This window comes from Bradyrhizobium rifense (assembly GCF_008123425.1).
GTDB lineage: Bacteria > Pseudomonadota > Alphaproteobacteria > Rhizobiales > Xanthobacteraceae > Bradyrhizobium > Bradyrhizobium rifense.
In genome coordinates this window covers 1-20,485 of the sequence record NZ_VSSS01000070.1, presented here as the reverse complement: position 1 = coordinate 20,485, position 20,485 = coordinate 1, and the positions used below count along the sequence as shown (strand labels likewise).

General features: G+C 65.2%; 17 protein-coding genes. 5 read left to right on the top strand and 12 right to left on the bottom strand.

The window, feature by feature from the left end:
- Positions 1–242: 242 nt before the first annotated feature.
- The gene (locus FXB40_RS39995; protein ID WP_148777768.1) at positions 243–932 is read right to left on the bottom strand and encodes an RlmE family RNA methyltransferase; all 690 of its coding nucleotides are present in this window, start codon (positions 930–932) and stop codon (positions 243–245) included.
- 1 nt (position 933) lies between these two features.
- On the bottom strand, positions 934–2,007 hold the full coding sequence (locus FXB40_RS39990; RefSeq protein WP_148777767.1) for a Ppx/GppA phosphatase family protein: 1,074 nt from the start codon (positions 2,005–2,007) through the stop codon (positions 934–936).
- A gap of 210 nt (positions 2,008–2,217) precedes the next feature.
- On the opposite strand from FXB40_RS39990, the gene FXB40_RS39985 reads away from it, so the two are divergent.
- Entirely contained in the window at positions 2,218–4,590 is a 2,373-nt protein-coding gene (locus tag FXB40_RS39985) for a xanthine dehydrogenase family protein molybdopterin-binding subunit (protein ID WP_148777766.1), read from the top strand.
- Between the two features lie 158 nt (positions 4,591–4,748).
- Here the strand turns inward: FXB40_RS39985 and FXB40_RS39980 are convergent, their stop codons facing one another.
- Positions 4,749–5,549 carry a hotdog family protein gene (locus FXB40_RS39980; protein WP_148777765.1) on the bottom strand — a complete coding sequence of 267 codons (801 nt, stop codon included), beginning with the start codon at positions 5,547–5,549 and terminating at the stop codon, positions 4,749–4,751.
- Between the two features lie 107 nt (positions 5,550–5,656).
- Here FXB40_RS39980 and FXB40_RS39975 point away from each other — a divergent pair, with 107 nt between their 5' ends.
- Genes FXB40_RS39975 through FXB40_RS39965 form a run of 3 tightly spaced genes read left to right on the top strand, consistent with a single transcriptional unit; the run spans position 5,657 to position 9,045 of the window.
- Positions 5,657–6,148, top strand: coding sequence for a YaiI/YqxD family protein (locus FXB40_RS39975; protein ID WP_148777764.1), 492 nt, complete (start codon positions 5,657–5,659; stop codon positions 6,146–6,148).
- A 2-nt stretch (positions 6,149–6,150) separates the two neighbouring features.
- Positions 6,151–7,962 (top strand): ABC-F family ATP-binding cassette domain-containing protein, encoded by a 1,812-nt coding sequence (locus FXB40_RS39970; protein WP_148777763.1) that lies wholly within the window; start codon positions 6,151–6,153, stop codon positions 7,960–7,962.
- A gap of 3 nt (positions 7,963–7,965) precedes the next feature.
- Positions 7,966–9,045 (top strand): D-TA family PLP-dependent enzyme, encoded by a 1,080-nt coding sequence (locus tag FXB40_RS39965; protein ID WP_148777762.1) that lies wholly within the window; start codon positions 7,966–7,968, stop codon positions 9,043–9,045.
- Positions 9,046–9,194: 149 nt separating this feature from the next.
- Here the strand turns inward: FXB40_RS39965 and FXB40_RS39960 are convergent, their stop codons facing one another.
- From FXB40_RS39960 to FXB40_RS39925, 8 genes are all read right to left on the bottom strand, one after another.
- On the bottom strand, positions 9,195–10,415 hold the full coding sequence (locus FXB40_RS39960) for a BaiN/RdsA family NAD(P)/FAD-dependent oxidoreductase (RefSeq protein ID WP_148777761.1): 1,221 nt from the start codon (positions 10,413–10,415) through the stop codon (positions 9,195–9,197).
- On the bottom strand, positions 10,412–11,329 hold the full coding sequence (locus FXB40_RS39955) for an SDR family NAD(P)-dependent oxidoreductase (protein WP_148777760.1): 918 nt from the start codon (positions 11,327–11,329) through the stop codon (positions 10,412–10,414). Before FXB40_RS39955 ends, FXB40_RS39960 begins: the two co-directional genes overlap by 4 nt.
- A gap of 111 nt (positions 11,330–11,440) precedes the next feature.
- Positions 11,441–11,920, bottom strand: coding sequence for a MaoC family dehydratase (locus FXB40_RS39950; protein WP_148777759.1), 480 nt, complete (start codon positions 11,918–11,920; stop codon positions 11,441–11,443).
- Between the two features lie 6 nt (positions 11,921–11,926).
- Positions 11,927–13,642, bottom strand: a complete 1,716-nt coding sequence (locus FXB40_RS39945) for an AMP-binding protein (protein WP_148777758.1) — start codon at positions 13,640–13,642, stop codon at positions 11,927–11,929.
- Positions 13,642–14,532 (bottom strand): 3-hydroxyisobutyrate dehydrogenase, encoded by an 891-nt coding sequence (gene mmsB / locus FXB40_RS39940; RefSeq protein ID WP_148777757.1) that lies wholly within the window; start codon positions 14,530–14,532, stop codon positions 13,642–13,644. Before mmsB ends, FXB40_RS39945 begins: the two co-directional genes overlap by 1 nt.
- A 26-nt stretch (positions 14,533–14,558) precedes the next feature.
- The gene (locus tag FXB40_RS39935) at positions 14,559–15,620 is read right to left on the bottom strand and encodes an enoyl-CoA hydratase/isomerase family protein (RefSeq protein WP_148777756.1); all 1,062 of its coding nucleotides are present in this window, start codon (positions 15,618–15,620) and stop codon (positions 14,559–14,561) included.
- A complete protein-coding gene (locus tag FXB40_RS39930) occupies positions 15,617–16,762 on the bottom strand; it encodes an isobutyryl-CoA dehydrogenase (protein ID WP_148777755.1) in 1,146 nt (381 codons plus the stop codon). Before FXB40_RS39930 ends, FXB40_RS39935 begins: the two co-directional genes overlap by 4 nt.
- A gap of 119 nt (positions 16,763–16,881) precedes the next feature.
- Positions 16,882–18,378: a CoA-acylating methylmalonate-semialdehyde dehydrogenase gene (locus FXB40_RS39925; protein WP_148777754.1), complete on the bottom strand. Its 1,497-nt coding sequence runs from the start codon at positions 18,376–18,378 to the stop codon at positions 16,882–16,884.
- Between the two features lie 97 nt (positions 18,379–18,475).
- Here FXB40_RS39925 and FXB40_RS39920 point away from each other — a divergent pair, with 97 nt between their 5' ends.
- Positions 18,476–19,384, top strand: coding sequence for a LysR family transcriptional regulator (locus tag FXB40_RS39920; RefSeq protein WP_148777753.1), 909 nt, complete (start codon positions 18,476–18,478; stop codon positions 19,382–19,384).
- Between the two features lie 244 nt (positions 19,385–19,628).
- Here the strand turns inward: FXB40_RS39920 and FXB40_RS39910 are convergent.
- Positions 19,629–20,485: IS701 family transposase (locus tag FXB40_RS39910; RefSeq protein ID WP_148777752.1), on the bottom strand; the 857-nt coding region annotated here is incomplete at its 5' end.

Here is a 20,485-nt window from a genome sequence, read left to right as displayed (position 1 = left end):
GCGATTGTGGCGACAGCGATTTCTTGCGGTGGGTGCGTGATCACGAACAGCGAGGTGTTCTGCAATGCTAGACCGGCGCTGCCGGATGCGGCTGACCAGCTGCGTCGGACAACCGCAGCGCTGATGAGCGCGCCGCCATCGTCGCGTTACATCACTACAGAATTATTATGGTATTAACATAAAATCTCATGCCAAACGCCGCAGGCGCGACGCGGTGGCAAGGTTCTTGAAAAGCCAGACCGCTACTCTCCGCCGGCCCCACCCCGAAATCCCGTCGCGAGCACGTAGCGCTCCGAGGAATCTTGCCGGCTCGCGGCCGGCTTGACGTGACGCACGGACGCAAAGTCGCGCTTGAGCTGGGCGAGCAGCTCGGCGTCGGCGCCGCTCTGAAACGCTTTTGCGAGAAACGTTCCGCCGGGCTTGAGCACGTCGCAGGCAAACGCGGCCGCGGTCTCGATCAGGCCGACGATGCGAAGCTGGTCGGTCTTGCGGTGACCGGTGGTGTTGGCGGCCATGTCGGACATCACCACGTCGGCCCCGCCGCCGAGCATGGCGTTGAGCTTCGCCGGGGCGTCGTTGTCCATGAAGTCGAGCTGCGCGAAGTCGACGCCGGCAATCTCGGGCATGTCCAACAGATCGATCGCGACGACCTTGCCCTTGCCGTCGATCGAGCCGACGCGCTTGGCCGCGATCTGGCTCCAGCCGCCGGGCGCAGCACCAAGATCGACCACGGCCATGCCTGCTTTCAGCAGGCGGTATTTGTCGTCGATCTCGAGCAGCTTGAAAGCGGCGCGCGAGCGATAGCCCATCGCCTTGGCCTTGACAACATAGGGATCGTTGAGCTGCCGCTCCAGCCACAGCTTCGACGACAATTTGCGCTTGCCGCCGGTCTTGACCTGGACGTGCAAGCGGCCGGTGGTGTCTTTCGCCATCTCACCAGCTCCTGAGCGCGCCGTCCTCGCGCATCATCTCGACCAGCATGCCCTCGCGCAGGCCACGGTCGGCGACGCGCAGGCGCGGCAGCGGGAAAGCGCGGCGGATCGCATCGAGGATGGCGCAGCCGGCCAGCACGAGATCGGCGCGCTCGACGCTGATGCAGCTGTTGTTGGCGCGGTCCTCGTAGCTCATGCCGAGCAGCTTGTTGATGGTTGCGGTGAGGTCGGAATCGTTCATCCAGATGCTGTCGATGCGGCGACGGTCGTAGCGTGCGAGATTGAGATGGATGCCGGCGAGCGTGGTCACCGTGCCCGAGGTGCCGAGCAGATGCATGTCGGCGAGATCGCCGCCATGTTGCTCCGCGAACGGCGTAACATGGTTGGCGACCTCCTGCTCCATCGCAGCATAAATCTCCGGCGTCACGTCGCGGCCGCCAAACTGCTCGGCCAGCGTCACCACGCCGAGCGGGATCGACATCCAGGCCTTGATGCGCGGCTCCGGATTGGCGGGATCGCGCTCGATCCGCACCAGCTCGGTCGAGCCGCCGCCGATATCGAACAGGATGGCACCGCGGCCCTTCGGGTCGACCAGCGGCGAGCAGCCGAGCATCGCAAGAGATGCTTCCGTCTCGCGGTCGATCACCTCGAGCTCGATGCCGGTCTCGGCCGCGACGCGGCTGCGAAAGCCCTCCGCATTCGAGGCCGCACGGCAGGCTTCGGTCGCGATCAGCCGCAGCCGCTTGGCCTTGCGCAGGTTGATCTTGTCCCGGCAGATGCTGAGCGCGGCGATGGCGCGATCGATCGCGGCCTCGCTGATCGAGCCGGTCGCCGAGACGCCCTCGCCGAGCCGGATGATGCGCGAGAAGGAATCGACCACGCGAAAGCCGTCGTGGGTCGGACAGGCGATCAGGAGCCTGCAATTGTTGGTGCCGAGGTCGAGCGCCGCATAGACGCCGGTTCCCGGCGCTTGTGCGGCGACAGCCGGTTCGGGGGCCAACGCCACCGCCGCCATCGACCCCTCGAGCTCACCGTGCGGCCCATGGCCGTCGCGGAGCCGCGTGTGGTCATTCATACAAACTGTCTTTCCGCGGCCTAAGGGCCGATCTGGAATTGCTTTTTCGCCTGAAACATTAGCAGCGCAGCCGGTCTGCGCAACAACGCATCACATGGGACCATGCCCATTCGTGCGTTGTCGTGAACGGGCCCGTGGGTTATTTTTGAAGGGTCCGGTCCCCCAAGCGCTCCCCAAAACGCGCAATTGCCGGCTTTTCAGGTCATTCCCATGCAAGAACACACCAAATCGTCCACGCTCGAAAACGCTATTGCACTGCAAAAATACGGCGTCGGACAGCCGCTCCGCCGCAAGGAAGACGACACTCTGGTGCGCGGCAAGGGCCGCTACACCGACGATTTCAACCTGCCCGGCCAGGCCCATTGCGTGGTCGTCCGCTCGACCCATGCCCATGGCCTCCTCCGCAGTATTGGAACCGACGCCGCCAGGGCGATGCCGGGCGTGCTGGGCGTGTGGACCGGCAAGGACCTCGACGCGGCCGGCTATGGCCCCTTCACCTGCGGCCTGCCGCTGAAGAGCCGCGACGGCTCGCCCCTGCTCCAGACCAACCGCCAGCCGCTGGCGACCGACAAGGTCCGCTTCGTCGGCGATCCCGTCGCCTTCGTGGTCGCCGACACGCTGGCCCAGGCGCGCGACGCGGCCGAGGCGGTCGAGCTCGATATCGAGCCGCTGCCGGCGGTGACCGATCCCGAGGAAGCCACCAAGCCCGGCGCGCCGCAGCTCTACGACCACATCCCGAACAACGTCGCGCTCGACTACCATTATGGCGACATGGAGAAGGTCAACGCCGCTTTCGCCAGCGCCGCCCATGTCACCAAGGTCGACATCGAGAACACCCGCGTCGCGGTGGTCTCGATGGAGCCGCGCGTGGGACTTGCCTCCTACGACAAGACCACCGAACGCTACACCATCCAGATGCCGACCCAGGGCGTTGCCGGCAACCGCGCCAACCTCGCCAAGAACCTGAAGGTGCCGAACGAGAAGGTGCGCATCCTCACCGCCAATGTCGGCGGCTCCTTCGGCATGAAGAACGTCAACTATCCCGAATACATGTGCATCCTGTACGCGGCGAAGGCGCTGGGACGCCCGGTGAAGTGGCTCGACGAGCGCTCCACCAGCTTCCTCTCCGACAGCCACGGCCGCGCGCAGCGGATCCATGCCGAGCTGGCGCTCGATGCCGAAGGGCATTTCCTCGCCGCAAAGCTGTCCGGCTACGGCAATCTCGGCGCCTATATCACCGGCGTTTCGCCGAGCCCGCTCTCGCTCAACACCGGCAAGAATTTTTCGAGCGTCTATCGCACACCGCTGATGAGCGTCGACATCAAGACGGTGCTGACCAACACCACACTGATGGGTGCCTATCGCGGCGCCGGCCGGCCCGAGGCCAACTATTACATGGAGCGGCTGATCGACCGCGCCGCCGACGAGATGGGCATCAACCGGCTGACAATGCGCAAGCGCAACTTCATCAAGCCGAACCAGATGCCTTTCCCCGCCTCCTCGGGCGTCACCTATGACAGCGGCGACTTCCAGGCGGTGTTCACCAAGGCGCTCGAAATCTCCGACCACGAGAATTTCGTCAAGCGCAAGAAGGAGAGCAAGAAGGCCGGCAAGCTGCGCGGCATCGCCGTCGGCTCCTATCTCGAGGTCACCGCGCCACCGAGCCCCGAGCTCGGCAAAATCGTGTTCGATCCCGATGGCAGCGTGCAGCTGATCACCGGCACGCTCGACTACGGTCAGGGCCACGCCACGCCGTTCGCGCAGGTGCTGTGCGCGCAGCTGGGCGTCCCCTTCGAGAGCGTGAAGCTGGTGCAGGGCGACAGCGACATCGTCCACGCCGGCAACGGCACCGGCGGCTCGCGCTCGATCACCGCGACCGGGCAAGCCATCGTGGAGTCGTCGAAGCTTGTGATCGAAAAGGGCAAGCGCGCCGCGGCACACATGCTGGAAGCGTCGGAAGCCGACATCGAGTTCGCCGACGGTGCCTTCACCATCGCCGGCACCGACCGCAGCATCGACATCATGGAGCTCGCCAAGAAGCTGCATGACGGCAAAGTGCCGGACGGCGTGCCTGACTCGCTCGACGTCGACCACACCAGCGAGCCGGTGCCGTCATCCTTCCCGAACGGCTGCCACGTTGCCGAGGTCGAGGTCGATCCGGACACGGGCGTGGTGCAGATCGTGCGCTACAGCGCCGTGAACGACTTTGGCACCGTGATCAACCCGATGCTGGTCGCGGGCCAGCTCCATGGCGGCGTGGTCCAGGGCATCGGCCAGGCGCTGATGGAGCACGTCCGCTACGACGAGAGCGGCCAGCCGATCACGGGCTCGCTGATGGACTACGCACTGCCCCGCGCCGAGGACGTGCCGTTCATGGAGGTCGGCGATCACCCGGTGCCGGCCAAGAGCAATCCCCTGGGCACCAAGGGCTGCGGCGAAGCCGGCTGCGCCGGCAGTCTCTCGACCGTGGTGAATGCGGTGGTCGATGCGCTGTCGGACTACGGCATCAAGCACATCGACATGCCGCTGACGCCGGAGCGTGTCTGGCGCGCGATCCAGGACGCGAAGGGGAAGGCGGCGTAAGGGACGCTTCTGCCTCAACAACAATGCTGTCATCGCCCGCGAAAGCGGGCGATCCAGTACTCCGAGACAGTGGTGATTGACCGAGAAGCCGCGGTGTACTGGATTCCCCGCTTTCGCGAGGAATGACACCGAATATGTGGAAGCAACGTGCCCCTTCCCTACGCCGCCGCCTGCTCCCGCGGCTGGTAGATCGCGGTATGCTGGCAATGCGCCAGCGGCATTGTGCCGTTGGCCACGACCAGCGCGTCGAGTTCGACAAAGCGGTGACCCTTCTTCTCGTAATTCGCTGTCACCTTCGCCCGCGCGGTGATCTCGTCGCCGGTGCGCGCGGGCGACAGCAGCTGCATGCGGCTGCCGACGTGGATCCACGGGCCCAGAATGGTATTGTCGACCAGCACGCGGTTCATCACCCGCTGAATCAGGCCGGGATGGCCGAGCCCCTCGCGCGCGAAAATCGGATCGGTCTCTCTGACGTCGGCGAGATAGCCGGTCGCATCCTGCCCAGCCCAGCGGCGCGGCGTCGTGCCGAGCCATTTGCCGGCCTCAAAAATGGCCGGGCTGACCGGCTTGCGCTCGGCGACCGCAGGGACTTCGACATAGTCGCCCAATGACGCCACTGGCGTTGCCGCCGGCAGCGATGCGGTGCCCGTGGCGCAAAGCTCGGTGCGGCTGAAGACCTCGATCGTGAGCAGGCCGTTGTGCTCGGTCGCATCGACATCGGCGGTCTCGCCGTCATAGACCGGCTTGATGAAGCGCGCCTCGACCAGCCCGCGCGCGAGGAAATCGCGGCCCCAGCGCGCCACCGGCACGTGCATCATGTAGGCGAAGACATCGACGCCCGGGACGAGGCCACCGGAAAAGCCGAAGCGGCGCGCCACCGTGTCGTCGTGCATCTTGTTTTCGGACTGTTTGGCCGTGTTGTAGGCCTCGACGCGGTAAGTTTCGAGCCGGTTCGGCATGGCGGGCTTTCCCCTGAATTCTTGTTGTTTCAGGGGTGATCGTAGGCCCCCGGGAACACCGGTCAATCCCCTCGCCTTTGCGGCCCGAATGGGGTACCACGCGGCGAATGACTGACACCCCCACCCGCATCTATGTCGACGCCGACGCCTGTCCTGTGAAGGACGAGATCTACCGCGTTGCGAGCCGCCACGGCGTCCCCGTGAGCGTGGTCGCCGGCAATTTTATCCGTGTGCCGCAGGATCCCCTGATCGAGCGCATCGCCGCGGGTGCGGGCATGGACGCGGCCGACGACTGGATTGCGGAGCGGGCCAGGCCGGGCGACGTCGTCATCACCTCCGACATTCCGCTGGCGAGCCGCTGCGTGAAAGCCGGCGCCGACGTGATCGCGCCGAACGGCAAGCCGTTTACGGAAGAGTCGATCGGGATGACGCTGGCCGTGCGCAATCTGATGACCGATTTGCGCTCGGCGGGCGAAGTGACCGGCGGCCCGCGTTCGTTCGCGCCACGCGACCGTTCCGCCTTCCTCTCGGCGCTCGACCAGACGCTGCGCCGAATCCAGCGCCGCCGCGCCGACCAAGCTGCTACGAGCCAGAGCTGACCATGGCGCCGCCGCTGATCCAACTGAAAGACATCCGGCTGACCTTTGGCGGCACGCCGCTTTTGAGCGGCGTCGAGCTCAATGTCGCGCCAAGCGAGCGCGTCTGCCTGATCGGGCGCAACGGCTCCGGCAAGTCGACGCTGCTGAAGATCGCTGCCGGCCTCGTCGAGGCTGACGGCGGCACACGCTTCGTGCAGCCCGGCGCGACGGTTCGCTATTTGCCGCAGGAGCCCGATTTCGGCGACCACAAGACCACGCTGGCCTATGTCGAGGCGGGGCTTGCGCCGGGCGACGATCCCTACCAGGCACGCTATTTAGTTGAGCAGCTCGGGCTGACCGGCAACGAGAACCCGGCCAACGTCTCCGGCGGCGAGGCCCGCCGCGCGGCGCTCGCACGCGTGCTGGCGCCCTCGCCCGACATCCTGCTGCTGGACGAGCCGACCAACCATCTCGATCTCTCCACCATCGAATGGCTGGAAAAGGAGCTCGACAGCCGCCGCAGCGCGCTGGTGATCATCAGCCACGACCGCCGCTTCCTGACCAATCTCTCGCGCGCCACCGCCTGGCTCGACCGCGGCAAGATCAAGCAGATCGACCGCGGCTTCGCCTCGTTCGAGAGCTGGCGCGACGAGGTGCTCGCGGAAGAAGAGCGCGACCAGCACAAGCTCGACCGCAAGATCGTCGACGAGGAGCACTGGCTGCGCCACGGCGTCTCCGGCCGGCGCAAGCGCAACGTCAAGCGGCTCGGAAATCTGCATGCGCTGCGCGACCAGCGCCGCAACTATCGCGGCACCGCCGGCACCGCCAGCCTCGCCGCGTCCGAAGCGGAGCAATCCGGCAAGCTGGTGATCGAGGCCAAGGGTATCACCAAGGCCTTTGGCGACCGCATGATCGTCGACAATTTCTCCACCCGCATCCAGCGCGGCGACCGGCTCGGCATCATCGGCCCCAACGGCGCCGGCAAGACCACGCTGGTCAATCTGCTCACCGGCGGCGCGCAGCCGGATTCAGGCATCGTGCGGCTTGGCGCCAATCTCGAGACGGCCACGCTCGACCAGCACCGCGAAAGCCTCGATCCCAAGTCGACGCTGGCCGAAGCGCTGACCGGTGGCCGTGGAGACCAGATCATGGTCGGCGGCAAGCCGAAGCACGTGGTCGGCTACATGAAGGACTTCCTGTTCGCCCAGGAGCAGCGCGGCACGCCCGTAGAGGTGCTTTCGGGCGGCGAGCGCGGCCGGCTGATGCTGGCCCGCGCGCTGGCAAAACCTTCGAACCTGCTGGTGCTGGACGAGCCGACCAACGACCTCGATCTCGAAACCCTCGACGTACTCGAAGACATGCTCGGCGACTACGAGGGCACGGTGATCCTGATCAGCCATGACCGCGACTTCCTCGACCGCATCGTCACCTCCGTCATCGCGCCCGAAGGTAACGGCAAATGGACCGAATATGCCGGCGGCTATAGCGACATGCTCACGCAACGCGGCGCCGACCTGAAGCGCGAGACTGCGAAGACGCAGGCGCCCGCCGAGAAGAAAGAGGAGCGCTCCCCTGCTCCCGCCTCCGCGTCCAGGCGCAAGCTGAGCTTCAACGAGAAGCACGCGCTCGAAACGCTGCCGAAGAAGATGGAAACGCTGCAGGCCGATATTGCCAAACTGCAGCGGGTGCTTGACGATCCCAACCTCTACGTCAAAGATCGCAAGACATTCGACGATACGTCGGCTGCCATCGCCAAGGCGCACGACGAATTGTCAGCCGCTGAAGAGCGCTGGCTGGAACTTGAAATGCTCCGCGAAGAAATTGAACAGGCTTAACCCATGACCGCTCCCCTCGCCGCCAAGATCGCCCGCGAATACGGCACGCCCTGCGCCGTCATCGACATGGACAAGGTCGAACGCAACATCGCGCGGATTCAGAAGGCTTGCGATGACGCAGGCGTTGCCAACCGGCCGCATATCAAGACGCACAAGAATCCGACCATTGCGAAGATGCAGGTTGCGGCCGGCGCCAAAGGCATCACCTGCCAGAAGATCGGCGAGGCCGAGATCATGGCCAATGCCGGCATCGACGACATCCTGATCAGCTACAATCTGCTGGGCGAGGAAAAGATGGCGCGTCTCGGCGCGCTGAATGCCAAGACCAACATGACGGTCGCCGCCGACAATTCAACCGTCATTGCCGGACTGCCGAAGGCGGCCGCGGCCTCGGGCCGCCCGCTCTCGGTCGTGGTCGAATGCGACACGGGCCGCAAGCGCGCGGGCGTCGAGACGCCTGCGGAAGCGATCGCGCTCGCACGCGAGATCGCGGCGTCCAAGGGACTGGAGTTTGCCGGCTTCATGCTGTACCCGACCGAGACCGGCTGGGGCGATGCACAGAAATTCTTTGACGAGGCACTGGCCGGCGTGCGCGCGCACGGGCTCGATGCCAAGATCGTCTCGACCGGCGGCACGCCGAACCTCGTCAATATCGGCAAGCTCAAGGGCGGCACCGAGCATCGCTTCGGCACCTACATCTACAACGACCGCATGCAGGTCGCAGCCGGCTCCGCCACCTGGGACGATTGCGCCCTGCACATCTATTCGACGGTGGTGAGCCGCGCCGCACCCGAGCGCGGCATTCTGGACGCCGGCTCGAAGACGCTGACGACCGATACCGGCGGGCTCGACGGCCACGGCCTGATCCTGGAGCACCCCGAAGCCAAGATCGCGCGCTTCGCCGAGGAGCACGGCTTCCTCGACCTGTCCCGCAGCAACACGCGCCCCAACGTCGGCGACGTCGTCCGCATCGTGCCGAACCACGTCTGCGTCGTCGTCAACATGATGGACGAGGTCGTGATGGTCCGCGGCGACGAGATCATCGGCACGCTGCCGGTGGCGGCACGGGGCAAGCTGCGATAGGGGCGGCTCGCACCGAGCGCCCGCGCATCCTTCGAGGCTCGGTTCCGGCGCTTTCGCACCGGAAACCTCGTACCTCAAGATGACGCTCTCTCGTAGCCGTCACCCTGAGGTGGCCGCTTCTTCAGCGGCCCTCGAAGGGCGACGGCGTTCTATGAACGCTTCAACCACTCCTGAACGCTCCTGCCCGCAGCCGCTCCCGTCGCAAAAGAAGCTTGCAGCAGATAGCCACCAGTCGGCGCCTCCCAGTCAAGCATCTCGCCTGCGGCGAATACACCGGGCAGTTTGCACAGCATAAAGTGGTCGTCGAGCTCATCGAAAGCGATCCCGCCCGCGGTCGAGATGGCACGATCGATCGGCGCTACGCCGGTGAGCTGAACCGGGATCGCGTTCACCAGATGCGCGAGTTCCGCCGGCGAGAACGAGGCCAGCGGCCGGCCGGACGCAATGGCCGCTTCCTGCATCAGGCCGATGCCGACCGGCGACACTTGCGCCGCCTTGCGCAGAAAGTTCGCGAGCGACTGCTTGCCGCGCGTGCCCGACAGGCGCGTGGTCAGCGCGTGGGTGTCGAGGTCGGGCCGCAAGGCGATCGTCAATGTCGCCTGCCCGATCCCCAGTACCGCCTCGAGCAACTCTGCCGACAGCGCGTAGATGGCGCCGCCCTCGATTCCGCTGCGGGTGATCATGGCTTCGCCGCGCACCGTGTGCGCGCCGACCGTCAGTGCCACGCCCTTGAGCGGCTGGCCCTCGAAACGATCACGAAACACGTCGGACCATGCGACCGTGAAGCCAGAGTTCGCAGGCCGGAGCTTCGAGACGGCAACGCCCCTCGCGGCGAGACAATCGACCCACGCGCCAGCCGAGCCCAGCCGCGGCCAGCTCGCGCCGCCGAGCGCGAGCACCGTTGCGCTCGGAGCGATGGCAAGCGCGCCATCTGGCGTTTGAAATTGGAGCTGGCCCTTCGCGTCCCAGCCGGTCCAGCGATGCCGAAACGCGAATTGCACGCCAGCTGCATCGAGCCGCCGGAGCCAGGCGCGCAGCAAGGGCGAGGCCTTGAACGTTTTTGGAAACACCCGCCCGCTGCTGCCGATAAAGGTCAGCTGTCCAAGTGCCGCACTCCAGTCGCGCAGCGCGTCGGGCGGAAACGCTTCGACCGCAGCGCGCAGATGCGGCATCGCCTCGCGGTAGCGGGCGAGGAAATCCGGGAGTGGCTCACTATGAGTGAGATTGAGCCCGCCACGTCCGGCCATCAGGAATTTGCGGCCGGCGGACGGCATGGCGTCGTAGACGGTGACGCGGGCGCCGCCTTGCGCCAGCACCTCTGCCGCCATCAGCCCGGCGGGACCGGCACCGATGACGGCGACGTCGCTCAGAGCTTGATCCCCGCCCGTGCCGCGGCCTGCGCCACGTATTTCTGCGTCTGCTCGAACGCACCCGTGAGCGCCCTCGCCTTCGACATGTCGCTGATCTCGGCGAAATGCGCGGCAACCGCATCCGGCGTCCAGTCGGCCTCCGGCAGGTTGATGCCTTCGCTCTCGAGAATCTTGATCACGGCGAAGGAGCCGGCGCCGGCGCCCATGATGGTGCGGGTCGGCGCGTCCTCACTCAGCATGTACTCGACGGCGGGCGTGATCGCGTTCGGCTTCATCAGCTGCAGCGCCTGCGGCGGCAGCAGCTCTTCCGTCATGCGGGTGGCCGCGGTCGGCGAGATGATGTTGACGCGGATGTCGGTCTTGCGGCCTTCCTCGGCCAGCACGTTCATCAGGCCGACCATGCCGGACTTCGCCGCGCCGTAATTGGCCTGGCCGAAATTGCCGTAGAGGCCGGAGGACGAGGTCGTCAGCACGATGCGGCCGTAATTGCGGTCGCGCATGCCGGCCCAGACCGCCTTGCAGCAATAGAAGGTGCCGACGAGATGCACGTCGAGCACCTTCTGGAAATCGGCCGCTTCCATCTTGCCGAACGATTTGTCGCGCAGGATGCCGGCGTTGGCGCACATCAAATCGACGCTGCCCCATTCCTTGGTGGCGCGCTCGACCATCGCTGTAACCTGCTCGAAATTCGACACGTCCGCGCCGTCCGCCATCGCGGTGCCACCGGCCTTGCGGATTTCCTCGACCACGGCCTCGGCCGGCGAGAGCGAACCGCCGCTGCCGTCACGCGCGCCGCCGAAATCGTTGACAACGACTTTCGCGCCGCGGCTCGCGAGGCCCAGCGCATGCGCCTTTCCGAGACCATTGCCCGCGCCGGTGACGATGGCGACGCGTCCGTCGAACCTGATTGCCATGAGTGTGCTTCCTGGATGTTAGGCGCCATGGCCGGGCTTGCCCCGGCGATCTATCAAAAACCGAGAGGCTTTTGAGCAGCGATGGATGGTCGGGTCAAGTCCGGCCCGGACTTACGCGAAATAGATCAGGCCGAGCCAGTCGGCGACCAGCGCGGGCTTGTCCTCGCCCTCGATCTCCACCGTCACGTTGGTGCGGGACTGCAATTCGTTGGGCTTTCGCAGCTTGGCCTCCGCTAGGACGAAGCGGCCGCGGACGCGCTTGCCCGAGCGCACCGGCGAGATGAAGCGCAGCTTGTCGAAGCCGTAATTGACGCCCATCGTGGTGCCCGCAATCGCCGGCATCACTTCGTAGGACATCACCGACATCATCGACATCGTCAGGAAGCCGTGCGCGATGGTGGTGCCGAACGCCGTCTCCTTCTTCGCCCGCTCAGGATCGACATGGATGAACTGGTGATCCTCGGTCACGCCGGCATAGGTGTCGATGCGGGGCTGATCGATCAGGTGCCAGGACGATACGCCGATCTCCTTGCCGACCATGGCCTGATAGGCCTCCAGCGTGATCGGCGGCTTCTTCCAGATTTCGTTCATGTCGCGTCAGGTCTCACTTCTTGTTTTCGGCAGCTCCGGAAAATCCTCCTCACGGAATTCCCGGCCGCGCAGCGGATCGTTGCGATCGTCGTCGCGTTCGAGCCGTCGTAGCTGCACCCGGCGAATTTTGCCAGAGATCGTCTTCGGCAGCTCGGTGACGATTTCGAGGCGGCGGATGCGCTTGAACGGAGCAAGCCGCGTGTGCAAGTGCCTGAAGATGGAGAGCGCCGTCTCCGGGGTACGGTCCGCACCCGAGGTCAGCAGCACGAAGGCCTTGGGGATCGCGAGCCGGATCGGATCGGGGCTCGGAACCACCGCGGCTTCGGCGACGAGCTCGTGCTCGAGCAACACGCTCTCCAGCTCGAACGGGCTGATGCGATAGTCCGAGGATTTGAACACGTCGTCGGAGCGGCCGACGAAGGTGAGATAGCCGTCATCATCGGAAAACACGACGTCGCCGCTGCGATAGAGTGCGCCTTCGGCGCCCGAGAGCTTGCCGTCGTCGCCTTGATAGCCCTGCATCAATCCGGCCGGACGATCAGCACCCAGCAGCAGCGCCACCTCGCCCTCCTTGGCCGGATGGCCGTCGGCATCGCTGACCTGCACGCGATAGCCCGGCAGCGGCCGGCCCATCGAGCCGACCTTGATCTTCTGCCCCGGCGAGTTTCCGGCGAGCGCCGTGGTCTCGGTCTGGCCGTAGCCGTCACGGATGGTGAGGCCCCAGGCGGCCTGCACCTGGTCGATCACCTCCGGATTGAGCGGCTCGCCGGCGCCGCAGACTTCGCGCAAGCTCACCTTGAACGACGCCAGGTTCTCCTGAATGAACAGCCGCCACACCGTCGGCGGCGCGCACAGCGTGGTGACGCCGCAGCGACCAATGGTGGCGAGCAGACCTTTGGCATCGAAGCGCGGCTGATTGACCACGAACACGGTGGCGCCCGCGTTCCATGGCGCGAAGAAACAGCTCCAGGCGTGCTTGGCCCAACCGGGCGACGAGATGTTGAGATGGACGTCGCCGGGCATCAGCCCGATCCAGTACATGGTCGAAAGATGCCCGACGGGATAGCTACGCTGGCTGTGCAGCACGAGCTTTGGTTTTGCCGTCGTACCCGAAGTGAAATAGAGCAGCATCGGGTCGTCGGCGTTGGTCGAGCCGTCGGCGGCAAAGCTGCCAGGGGCCTTCGCCGCCTCGCCATAGGCAAGCCAACCGTCGGAGGCCGCACCAACCACGATGCGCACGATGTTCTCTGCGCCGAGGCTGGCAAATTTCGCGACCTGATCTTGCGCGGCGACAACCGCCTTCGCCTTGCCGCGGTCGAGCCGGTCACGCAGCTCGTCCGCGGTGAGCAGCGTGGTGGCGGGAATCACAACGACGCCGAGCTTCATCGCCGCCAGCATCGTCTCCCACAGCGGCACGACATTGCCGAGCAACAGCAGGAGATGATCGCCGCGCTTCAGGCCCTGCGCGCGCAGAAAGTTGGCGACCTGGTTGGAGCGCTTCGAGAGCGCTCCAAAGGACAGTTTTGTCTGCTTGTCCTGCGCGGCATCGACAATCCACAGCGCGGGTCTGTCCTTGGCTTCCGCATCCTTCGCCAGCTTGTCGAACCAGTCGAGCGCCCAATTGAAGGGAACCGGATCGGGCCAGCGGAAGTCCCTGACCGCTGTCTCGTAATCCGTGCGGTTGTGCAGCAGAAACGCGCGCGCTTCCTGAAATGTCGTCATCAAGCTTTCCCGGCGAGATCCCTAACGTGCTTGATAATTCCGGAAAAATCCACCCCGCCCTGCCCCGCTCTGTCAAAGGCCTGGTAAATCTCCTGCGCATGCCGGCCGAGCGGCGTCGCGGCGCCCGCGGCCTTCGCGGCGTCCTGCGCCAGGGTCAGATCCTTCACCATCAGTGCCGAGGCAAAGCCTGGCTTGTAATCATTATTCGCCGGCGACGTCGGCACCGGGCCCGGAACCGGGCAATAGGTCGTCAGCGACCAGCACTGCCCCGACGAGGTCGAGGCGACATCGAACAGCGCCTGATGCGAGAGGCCGAGCTTCTCACCGAGCGCAAAGGCCTCGCTGACCGCAATCATGGAAATGCCGAGGATCATGTTGTTGCAGATCTTTGCCGCCTGGCCCGCGCCGCTGCCGCCGCAATGGACGATCTTCTTGCCCATCTTCTCCAGCACCGGCTTGGCCGCTGCGAATGCGCTCTCCTCGCCGCCGCACATGAAGGTGAGCGTGGCGCCCTTGGCGCCACCGGTGCCGCCGGAAACCGGCGCATCGACCGAAAGCACGCCGTGCCTGGCTGCGAGCGCATGCGCCTGACGTGCGCTCTCGACGTCGATGGTGGAGCTATCGATGATCAGCGCGCCCTTGGCCATGGCGGGAACGACCTCGTTCCAGACACCGAGCACATGCTTGCCGGCCGGCAGCATGGTGACGACGACATCGGCGCCCTTCACCGCGCCCGCCGCGCTATCGGCGATGCTGGCGCCATCAGCCTTGGCCTGATTGCGCGAGGCCTCGGAGAGATCGAAGGCCACCACCTTGTGGCCGGCCTTGACCAAATTGGCCGCCATCGGGCCGCCCATGTTGCCGAGACCGATGAATGCGATCGTGGCCATCTTCGTTTCCTCCGCTTGTAGCGTTGTTAGTTGAACTTCAGCTCGTCGGCGCCGATCTCGGCGAGATACGGCGCCAGCATCTCTTGCGTCACATCCTCGATCCGCGGCGGCGACCAGGTCGGATTGCGATCCTTGTCGATCACGGCCGCGCGCACGCCCTCGCGAAAATCATCGCTGCGGAACACTTCGAGCGCGGCGCGATATTCGCGCACCAGACATTCTTCCAGGCTCGCCGCACCACGCGCGAGGCGCAGCAGTTTCAGCGTCACCACCATGCCGCGCGGCGATTTCTCGTTGAGCGTCTTGAGCGTCGCCAGCGCAAACTCGGAGCTGTCACGCTTGAGTGCCGCGAAGATATCTTCCATGCGGTCGAAACCGAACAATGCATCGATGATCGGCTCTCTTGCTGCGACCGGCCCCGCGGTCTCACCGGTCGCAAAGCCGTTGATGACCTTGCTGACCTCGGCCGCGGTCACACCCTGGCGAACCTTGGTCAGCGCCTCGCGCAGCTCCGGCCATTTAGCCGCCGGCACCACGGCGTCCGCAAATCTTGCATGGATCGCGTCGGGCCCATTCATGGTCTGGCCGGTGAGGCCGAAATAGGTGCCGATCTCGCCGGGCGAGCGCGACAATAACCAGGTGCCGCCGACATCGGGGAAGAAGCCGAGCCCGACTTCGGGCATCGCGAGCTTGGTGCGATCGGTCACGACGCGATGGCTGGCATGGCCGGACAGGCCGACGCCGCCACCCATCACCAGCCCATCCATGAACGCCACATACGGCTTCGGATACTTCGCGATCCGCGCATTCATGATGTATTCCTGGCGCCAGAACCGCGCGCCGAGATCGCCGCCTTCGCGCGAGCTCTCCCAGAGGCCACGGATGTCGCCGCCAGCGCAGAGGCCACGTTCACCGGAGCCTTCCAGGATGATCACTGCGACTTCAGGATCGGTCTCGAACCGATCGAGCGCCGCGTCGATGCCCTCGGACATCTCCAGCGTCATGGCGTTTATCGCCTTGGGACGGTTGAGCCGGATCACGCCCGCCGCGCCCTCGCGGCGAACGATGAGATCGCCCTCCTCCGTCATCGCGCGCCCTCGATAAGTTTGCGCGCCACGATCAGCCGCATGATTTCATTGGTGCCTTCGAGAATCTGGTGCACCCGCAGATCGCGCACGATCTTCTCGATGCCGTATTCGCTCAAGTACCCGTAGCCGCCATGGAGCTGGAGCGCCTGGTTGGCGACCTCGAATCCGGCATCGGTGCCGAATCGCTTGGCCATCGCACACAGCATGGTCGCGTCAGGGTCTTTGCGGTCGAGCGCAGCAGCGGCGCGCCACAGGAAGGTGCGTGCGGCCTCGAGCTCGATCGCCATGTCAGCGAGCTTGAATTGCAGGGCCTGGAATTCGTCGAGCCGCTTTCCAAACGCCTTGCGCTCCTTCATGTAGGTGCGCGCCTTGTCGAGCGCGGTCTGCGCGCCGCCGAGCGAGCATGCCGTGATATTGAGGCGGCCGCCGTCCAGGCCTGCCATCGCGATCTTGAAGCCGACGCCCTCCTCGCTCAGGCGATTGGCCACCGGCACGCGCGCGTTCTCGAAGATCACGGCGCGGGTGGGCTGCGCGTTCCAGCCCATCTTGCGCTCGTTGGCACCGAAGGAGACGCCCGGCGTCTTGCCATCGATGACGAGGGTCGAGATGCCGCCCGGGCCATCGCCGCCGGTGCGCACCATCGCAACCAGCAGATCGGTGCTGCCTGCGCCCGAGATGAACTGCTTCTGGCCGTTGAGGACGTAGTGGTCGCCGTCGCGCACCGCGCGGGTGCGGAGCGCCGCCGCATCGGAGCCGGCGCCCGGCTCGGTCAGGCAATAGCTTGCGATCAGCTCCATTGTGCAGAGCTTTGGCAACCATGTGTGGCGCTGGGTGTCGCTGCCATAGGCATCGATCATCCAGGACGCCATGTTGTGGATCGAGATGAAAGCCGAGGTGGTCGGGCAACCCGTCGCCAGCGCCTCGAAGATCAGCGCGGCGTCGAACCGGGTCATGGCGGAGCCGCCGACATCCTCGCGGATGTAGATGCCGCCCATGCCGAGGGTTGCCGCCTCGCGCATCACGTCGACGGGGAAATGCTTCTCCTCGTCCCAGCGCAGCGCGTACGGCGCGATCTTTTCCGCCGCAAACGCCAACGCCATGTCGCGAACCGCGACTTGATCCTCGTTCAGAGCGAACTGCATGCCGGGCTGCTCACTGTTCTCGTCATTGCGAGGAGCGAAGCGACGAAGCAATCCAGTGTGTCCGAGGGAAAAGTCTGGATTGCTTCGCTGCGCTCGCAATGACGGGCTGGGCTACAGCCTCACTTCATCAGTGGGATCGAGAATTCCGCACCTTCCTTGACGCCGGACGGCCAGCGCGAAGTCACCGTCTTGGTCTTGGTGTAGAAGCGGATCGAGTCCGGGCCGTGCTGGTTGAGATCGCCGAAGCCGGACTTCTTCCAGCCGCCGAAGGTGTAATAGGCGATCGGCACCGGGATCGGCACGTTGATGCCGACCATGCCGACATTGACCTTGGCCGCGAAGTCGCGCGCAGCGTCACCGTCGCGGGTGAAGATCGCAACGCCGTTGCCGTAATCATGCTCGGACGGCAGCGCCAGCGCTTCCTTGTAGTCGTGCGCGCGCACGACCGAGAGCACGGGGCCGAAGATCTCTTCCTTGTAGATCCGCATGTCCTTGGTGACGTTGTCGAACAGCGAACCGCCGAGATAAAAGCCGTTCTCGTAGCCCTGCATCTTGAAGCCGCGGCCGTCGACGGCGAGCGTGGCGCCTTCCTTGAGGCCGATATCGATGTAGCCCTTGACCTTCTCGACCGCCTCGCGCGTGACCAGCGGACCGTAATCGGCGGACGGATCGATCGAGGTGCCGATCTTGAGCGACTCGACGCGCGGGATCAGCTTTTCCATCAGACGGTCGGCGGTGGACTTGCCGACGGGCACCGCGACGGAGACGGCCATGCAGCGCTCGCCGGCCGAGCCGTAGCCGGCGCCGATCAGCGCGTCGACCGCCTGGTCCATGTCGGCGTCGGGCATGATGATGGCGTGGTTCTTGGCGCCGCCAAAGCACTGGCAGCGCTTGCCGGTCTGCGCGGCGCGCTCATAGATGTACTGCGCGATCGGCGTGGAGCCGACGAAGCCGACGGCCTTGATATCGGGATCGTCGAGGATGGCGTCGACTGCTTCCTTGTCGCCGTTGACGACATTGAGAATGCCGGCCGGCAGGCCTGCCTCGATCATCAGCTCGGCGAGCATCATCGGCACGCCGGGATCGCGCTCCGATGGCTTCAGGATGAACGCGTTGCCGCAGGCGATCGCGGGCGCGAATTTCCACATCGGGATCATCGCCGGGAAGTTGAACGGCGTGATGCCGGCGACGACGCCGAGCGGCTGGCGCATGGAGTAGATGTCGATGCCGGGGCCGGCGCCTTCGGTGTATTCGCCCTTCATCAGATGCGGGATGCCGCAGGCGAACTCGGCGACCTCGAGGCCGCGCTGGATGTCGCCCTTGGCGTCGGGCACGGTCTTGCCGTGCTCGCGCGCGAGCAGCTCGGCAAGCTTGTCGTAGTCGCGCTGCACCAGCTCGACGAATTTCGTCATGACGCGGGCGCGCCGCTGCGGGTTGGTCGCGGCCCACTCCGGCTGCGCGGCACGGGCGTTCTCCACGGCGGCGCGGACCTCGGCCTTGGACGCCAGCGCCACCTTGGCCTGGACGTCACCAGTCATCGGCTCGAAAACGTCGGCGGTGCGGCCCGAGGTGCCCTTGACCTCCTTGCCACCGATGAAATGTCCGATTGAACGCATGGAATGCTCTCCTTGAGGCCTGATCGCTTTGACAAATCCTATCGACCTGCATTTTATAGGATTCAAGTCTGAGATAATGCACCATAGATGTGCGAAAATGCTGGATCAAGGTCACATCGACTGGGACGACTTCCGCTTCGTGCTGGCCATCGTGCGGGGCGGCTCGGTTTCGGCTGCGGCAAAGCAGCTTGGCGTTGACCATGCGACCGTGATCCGCCGGGTCGACCGGCTGGAAAAGCACCTGTCGGCCAAGCTGTTTGACCGGCGCAAGACCGGCTATCTCCTCACCGAGTCCGGCCAGCGCGTCGCCGATAGCGCGGAGGCGATGGAATCCACCATCGTCGCCAACCAGGAGCAGGTCGGCGGCTCGGTGGCGCGGCTGACCGGCACGGTGCGGATCGGCGCGCCGGATGGCTTTGGCACCGCCTTCCTGGCGCCGCGGCTGGCACCCTTTGCCGATCGCTATCCCGACCTCGATTTGCAGCTGGTGGCAACCGCCCGGCTGTTCAGCCTCTCCAAGCGCGAGGCCGATATCGCGATCAGCCTGACCATGCCGAAGGAAGGCCGCATCGTCGGCCGCAAGCTGCTCGACTACCGCCTCGGGCTCTATGCCGCGCCCAGCTATCTCGACCGCTTCCCGACCATCACCTCGCGCGAGGTGCTGCCGCAGCACCGCTTCGTCGGCTATATCGAGGAACTCTTGTTCACGCCCGAGCTCGACTATTTGCCGCAGGTGTCGCCGCGCATCTCCGCGCGCTTGCGCAGCGCAAATCTGATCGCTCAGCTCAATTCCACGCTTGCAGGCTTCGGTATCGCGGTGCTGCCGCACTTCATGGCGAGCGATTATCCGCAGCTTGTCGCGGTGCTGCCCGACGAGATTTCGATCACGCGGACGTTCTGGATGCTGATGCACGCCGACAGCAAGGATCTCGCGCGAATCCGGGCGGTGGCGGATTATATCGGCGAGATCGTGGAGCGCGAGCGCACGCTGTTTGCGGGGCGGTAGGGAACGCAGGGTGGATTAGCCGAAGGCGTAATCCACCGCTTCTGCCTCCGCGAGTAGTAACAGTGGCGGGTTACGCCCAGCAACTGCGCTTCGCGCAGTTGCAAGGCTAATCTTACTGCGTCATGGACATCGACGACCAATTGAGACTGCGCCGGCGCCACAGCATGGACATCGCGGCAGGGTTTTGATGAGCATGCGGATCAATCGGACGCGCATGGTTGCTATAGAGTTCGGGATGTGGCGCTCAGGCCGCGCGGGTGGAGCCTCTGGGTCGATAATCTTCGGGTAAGCGAGGCACCGCGATTGGCGCGGTGGAACGCGGTCTTGAGGGGGGAATCGTCGCCTGCTCGGCGATCAGGAAGCCGTAGGCGGCGATACACAGAGTTGCGTGGTGATGGAAGCCGCGCCAGCCGCGTCCCTCGTAGTGATCGAGCCCTACCTCCTGCTTAAGCTCCTGATAGTCACGCTCGATACGCCAACGCAGCTTGGCGAGATCGACGAGCCGCTCGAAGCTGATGGTCTCCGGGAGTGTGGCGAGCCAGTATTTGGTGGGCTGCGCTTCACCCTCCGGCCATTCGATCAGCAGCCACTCCGGCGACAGCTTCTCGGGAATCAGTTTGTTGTACCCGACACGAACACGCACACGTGCAAAGCGCGAGGACAGCCGGTCGGCCGAGCCTTCCCGCCACGTCACCGTGCGCCAAGCCTGTTTCGGTAGAGCAAGCATCACTTCTTCGGCCGAGACCAGATCAGGCTCGTCGCGTCGGCCGGTATTGTTCAGGGGCCTGCCCTTGCGTCGCGGGCCGGTCCCGGGTTGCCACATTAAGGTATTCGGCAAGATGCCGACCACGTAGAGTACGCCCAAGGCTGTCATGCCCGCGCGTAGCCGCGAGTCATTGCCGTAGGCCGTGTCCATTAATCCGACCCCGCGGGGCAGTCCGGCCTCGCAAGCCCAGCGTATCTGCTCCAGTGCGATCTCTGGTTTGGTCCTGAACTTGATCTCCTTCGGAACACCAGCCTTCTTCCGGCGTGCGCGATCCTTTGCCCAGGGTTCCGGCAGATACAGCCGATAAGCCACCGGACTGTCTCTTATACACATCT

Bases quoted from the DNA above. Each gene is read 5' to 3' on its own strand.
- FXB40_RS39995 (WP_148777768.1), bottom strand. From the start codon at position 932: ATGGCGAAAGACACCACCGGCCGCTTGCACGTCCAGGTCAAGACCGGC.
- FXB40_RS39920 (WP_148777753.1), top strand. From the start codon at position 18,476: ATGCTGGATCAAGGTCACATCGACTGGGACGACTTCCGCTTCGTGCTG.
- FXB40_RS39965 (WP_148777762.1), top strand. From the start codon at position 7,966: ATGACCGCTCCCCTCGCCGCCAAGATCGCCCGCGAATACGGCACGCCC.
- FXB40_RS39955 (WP_148777760.1), bottom strand. From the start codon at position 11,329: ATGGCAATCAGGTTCGACGGACGCGTCGCCATCGTCACCGGCGCGGGC.
- FXB40_RS39975 (WP_148777764.1), top strand. From the start codon at position 5,657: ATGACTGACACCCCCACCCGCATCTATGTCGACGCCGACGCCTGTCCT.
- mmsB (WP_148777757.1), bottom strand. From the start codon at position 14,532: ATGGCCACGATCGCATTCATCGGTCTCGGCAACATGGGCGGCCCGATG.
- FXB40_RS39950 (WP_148777759.1), bottom strand. From the start codon at position 11,920: ATGAACGAAATCTGGAAGAAGCCGCCGATCACGCTGGAGGCCTATCAG.
- FXB40_RS39985 (WP_148777766.1), top strand. From the start codon at position 2,218: ATGCAAGAACACACCAAATCGTCCACGCTCGAAAACGCTATTGCACTG.
- FXB40_RS39925 (WP_148777754.1), bottom strand. From the start codon at position 18,378: ATGCGTTCAATCGGACATTTCATCGGTGGCAAGGAGGTCAAGGGCACC.
- FXB40_RS39945 (WP_148777758.1), bottom strand. From the start codon at position 13,642: ATGACGACATTTCAGGAAGCGCGCGCGTTTCTGCTGCACAACCGCACG.
- FXB40_RS39970 (WP_148777763.1), top strand. From the start codon at position 6,151: ATGGCGCCGCCGCTGATCCAACTGAAAGACATCCGGCTGACCTTTGGC.
- FXB40_RS39930 (WP_148777755.1), bottom strand. From the start codon at position 16,762: ATGCAGTTCGCTCTGAACGAGGATCAAGTCGCGGTTCGCGACATGGCG.
- FXB40_RS39990 (WP_148777767.1), bottom strand. From the start codon at position 2,007: ATGAATGACCACACGCGGCTCCGCGACGGCCATGGGCCGCACGGTGAG.
- FXB40_RS39935 (WP_148777756.1), bottom strand. From the start codon at position 15,620: ATGACGGAGGAGGGCGATCTCATCGTTCGCCGCGAGGGCGCGGCGGGC.
- FXB40_RS39980 (WP_148777765.1), bottom strand. From the start codon at position 5,549: ATGCCGAACCGGCTCGAAACTTACCGCGTCGAGGCCTACAACACGGCC.